This window comes from Cellulomonas sp. P4_A2, assembly GCF_056402515.1.
In genome coordinates this window covers 1-465 of the sequence record NZ_JBFUHG010000100.1, presented here as the reverse complement: position 1 = coordinate 465, position 465 = coordinate 1, and the positions used below count along the sequence as shown (strand labels likewise).

The window sequence follows — 465 nt, the reverse complement described above, 5'->3', positions numbered from 1 at the left end:
GGACAGGACCGGGTTACCGGAAAATCGCAACAACTTCGCCGTGGACCGTGCCTTTGGCACGTGTCAGACGTTGTTGCCTATAGGGGAGAGCCGCGTCGGCCACAAGGAGGCAATTGGCGATGCGCGTGGGAACGTTTGTACTGGCAGCCCAGTTTCCGGGCCAGGGTCCGGGTGAAGCGCTGCATCGCGCGATCCGGTCCACCGAGGTCGCGGAGGAATCCGGACTCGATTCGGTCTGGCTGGCCGAGCATCATTTCGTGCCGTACGGGGTCTGCCCGTCCGCCGTCACCCTGGCCGCGCTGCTGCTCGGCCGCACCCGCAGAATCCGGGTCGGTACGGCGGTGAGCGTGCTGCCGTCCCAACATCCGGTGGCGCTGGGCGAGCAGGCCGCGCTGCTCCATCTCACCAGCGGGGGCAGGTTCTCCCTCGGCGTGGGACGGGGCGGCCCCTGGGTGGATCTGGAGG

General features: G+C 68.0%; 1 protein-coding gene. It reads left to right on the top strand.

The window, feature by feature from the left end; all coding sequences use genetic code 11:
* Nucleotides 1-119: 119 nt before the first annotated feature.
* On the top strand, nt 120-465 hold a 346-nt coding region (locus AC1DUE_RS20280; protein ID WP_477041205.1), incomplete at its 3' end, for an LLM class flavin-dependent oxidoreductase.